Raw genomic sequence first — 3,029 nt, 5'->3', positions numbered from 1 at the left:
GCCCCCGGGATTCCACCCACCCTTCGGGGGATTGACCGCCCGGAGTCAGCGGCCTCAGAACCGGGACTTCTACGGTCCCGGAAGAGTGCCGCCCCGGACGAAAAGCCCGGCCTACAGCGCCGTGGACTTCCCGGGCTCCAGGTCCATCACCTTCGCCGCGCCGCGCAGCTTCTTCAGCTCGCCCTTGAGCGCGTCCGGGTTGCCCTGGAGCAGCGGGAAGGTGCCGTAGTGCATGGGGACAATCGTCTGCGCCTTCAACAGCCGCGCCGCCTGCGCCGCCTCCGCGGGGCCCATGGTGAAGTGCCCGCCGATGGGCAGCATCGCCACGGTGGGCTTGAACTGGGTGGCGATGAGCTCCATGCCCGCGAAAGGACCGGTGTCACCCGCGTGGTACAGGGTGGGACCCTTCTCGATTTGAATCACGTACCCCAGCGGCGCGCCCGCGTAGTGCGACGGGCCCTTGGGGTCCGACTGGTAGCTGCTGGAGTGCACCGCCTGCACCAGGTGGATGGTGGCGTCCTTCACCTGGAACGTCCCGCCCGCGTTGGCGCCCACCGACTGCGCTTCCGGCAGGCCCAGCAGATTCACCAGCTCGAACGAGCCGAACACCTTCGCGCCCGTCTTCTGCGCCAGCGCCTTCGTCTCGCCCACGTGGTCGAAGTGTCCGTGGCTGACGAGGATGGCGTCGAGCGCCTCCGGCTGCGCGGTGTCCTTGGGCGCCTTGGGGTTGGTGAGCCACGGGTCGATGGCAATCACCGCTCCGCCCGGGGTGCGGATGACGAACGCCGCGTGGCCCCACCACGTCACCTCCGTCTTGCCCTTCGCCACGGCCGGAGCCTTCACCGCCTCCGCCTTCTTCGGCGCCGCCGCGCCCTGGGCCGGGGTGCCCTGCGCCGGAGCGCCCTGTGCTTGGGCCACCCCCGCGAACGTCACCAGCGCACCCACCGCGACTGCCACGAGCTCGTTCCGCATGGTTGTCCTCTCTCGGGTCGAAAAATCACGACGTGACGCCGGGGGCCCTCACGGCACGCCCCGGCCGAGCCGCCGCTTGGCACTGTCCGGGCGGCCATTCAAGGGCCTGGGTGAATCGCCTGCCCCTGGGGCGACAGATGCCTCGGCGGCCGGGTCGCCGCAATCTCGAAAACCGCAGGAGGTTCCTTCCCCGCCCGGGCCGTCCCCTGGGCTAACGTCGGGACAGCCGTGGACCACCGATTCCAAGTCAGCCTCCGCGGGGTCATCGACCTCCTGTCCCACCACCTCTACAGCTCCCCGGGCGTCTACCTCCGAGAGCTGCTCCAGAACGCCACCGACGCCATCCGCGCCCGGCAGCACCTGGAACCGGAACACCAAGGCACCGTCCGCCTCGAGTTGGTGGAGAAACAGGACGGCGGGCCTCCCACCCTCGTCTTCAGCGACGACGGCGTCGGACTGACGGAAGAAGAAATCCACCGCTTCCTGGCCACCATCGGCGAGTCCTCCAAGCGCGAGGCCCTGGAAGACCGGCGCAAGGACTTCATCGGCCAGTTCGGCATCGGCCTCCTGTCGTGCTTCATGGTCTGCGACGAGTTGCTGCTGGTGACTCGCTCCGCGCGCGGGGACGGACGCACGCTGGAGTGGCGCGGCCGGCACGACGGCACGTATGCCGTGCGGGTATCCGAGCACCCGCTGGAGCGGCCGGGCACCCAGGTGTTCCTCGTCGCTCGCGCGGACATGGTGGAGTGGTTCGCCCCGGAGCGGCTGCGCCAGCTCGGTCGTCACTACGGCGGCCTGCTGCCCTTCCCCATCCAGCTCACCGTGGGCGCGGAGCAGGAGCGGCTGGACCTGGATGGCGCGCCCTGGCGCCGCGACTACGAGAGCGCGAGCGAGCGGCGCAAGGCGATGCTGGAGTACGGGCGAGAGGTCTTCGAGACGGACTTCATCGACTGCATCCCGCTGCGCTCGCAGGCGGGAGACGTGGACGGGGTGGCCTTCGTGCTCCCGGCCTCTCCGCACTTCAACTCCAAGCAGAAGCACCGTGTGTACCTGAAGCACATGCTCTTGTCGGAGAGCGCGGAGAACCTGCTGCCGGAGTGGGCGTTCTTCGTGAAGTGCGTGGTGAACGCCAACGCGCTGCGCCCCACCGCCAGCCGCGAGTCCTTCTACGAGGACGGCGCGCTCGCCCAGGCGCGCGAGGCCCTGGGCCACGGGCTGCGCAAGTACCTGGTGGACCTGGCGCACGAGGACCCGCGCGCGCTGCAGCGGCTGATTGGCCTGCACGGGCTGAGCATCAAGGCCCTGGCGCTGGACGATGACGACTTCTACCGGCTGGTGATTGGCTGGCTGCCCTTCGAGACGTCGCTGGGGGTGACGACGCTGGCGGAGTACCGGCGCGCCTACCCGGTGGTGCGCTTCACGGCGACGCTGGACGGATTCCGTCAGGTGGCGCGCGTGGCGGGGGCGCAGGGGCTGTGCATCATCAACGCGGCGTACACGCACGACGCGGCGCTCCTGGAGAAGCTGCCGCACGTGGTGGAGGGCGCGCAGGTGGAACCCTTCTCCGCGGCGGACCTGCCGCAGAGCTTCGAGGAGCTGACGATGGACGAGCGCGACGCGGTCTTCCCGCTGTTGCGCACGGCCGAGCAGGTGCTGGCCCCGTTCCACTGCGGCGTGGTGGTGAAGAAGTTCTTCCCGGCGGAGGTGCCCACACTCTACAGCGCCGACGAGGAGGGCGCCTTCCGACGTGACGCCGAGCGCGCGCGGGACGAGTCCGACGACCTCTACGCGAGCGTGCTGGAGGGGGTCATGGCGGCGGCGGGCGGCGAGCCGGCGCAACTGTGCTTCAACCTGCACAACCCGGTGGTGCGGCGACTGGCGGCGGTGACGGACCGGAACATGATGAAGCTGTCGGTGGAGATGCTCTACGTGCAGGCGTTGCTGCTGGGTCAGCACCCGTTGAACGCGCAGGAGATGACGCTGCTCAACCAGGGGTTGCTGGGGCTCATCTCCGCGCAGCTCGGCACGGGGGGCTCGGGCGGCGGAGAGGGTGACGG

2 protein-coding genes are annotated in these 3,029 nt (G+C 69.8%); one reads left to right on the top strand and one right to left on the bottom strand.

Going from position 1 to position 3,029, the window contains the following annotated elements; genetic code table 11:
* Positions 1-111: 111 nt before the first annotated feature.
* Positions 112-972, bottom strand: a complete 861-nt coding sequence (locus tag FJV41_RS48605) for a metal-dependent hydrolase (protein ID WP_141649427.1) — start codon at positions 970-972, stop codon at positions 112-114.
* Positions 973-1,200: 228 nt separating this feature from the next.
* On the opposite strand from FJV41_RS48605, the gene FJV41_RS48600 reads away from it, so the two are divergent.
* Positions 1,201-3,029, top strand: a 1,829-nt coding sequence (locus tag FJV41_RS48600; protein ID WP_141649426.1) for an HSP90 family protein, incomplete at its 3' end; no start/stop codon positions are given.

Source organism: Myxococcus llanfairpwllgwyngyllgogerychwyrndrobwllllantysiliogogogochensis (genome assembly GCF_006636215.1).
Lineage (GTDB): Bacteria > Myxococcota > Myxococcia > Myxococcales > Myxococcaceae > Myxococcus > Myxococcus llanfairpwllgwyngyllgogerychwyrndrobwllllantysiliogogogochensis.
Note: the sequence above shows the minus strand (reverse complement) of the source record. Positions and strands in the feature narration are given on the sequence as shown.

Bases quoted from the DNA above. Each gene is read 5' to 3' on its own strand.
- FJV41_RS48605 (WP_141649427.1), bottom strand. From the start codon at position 972: ATGCGGAACGAGCTCGTGGCAGTCGCGGTGGGTGCGCTGGTGACGTTC.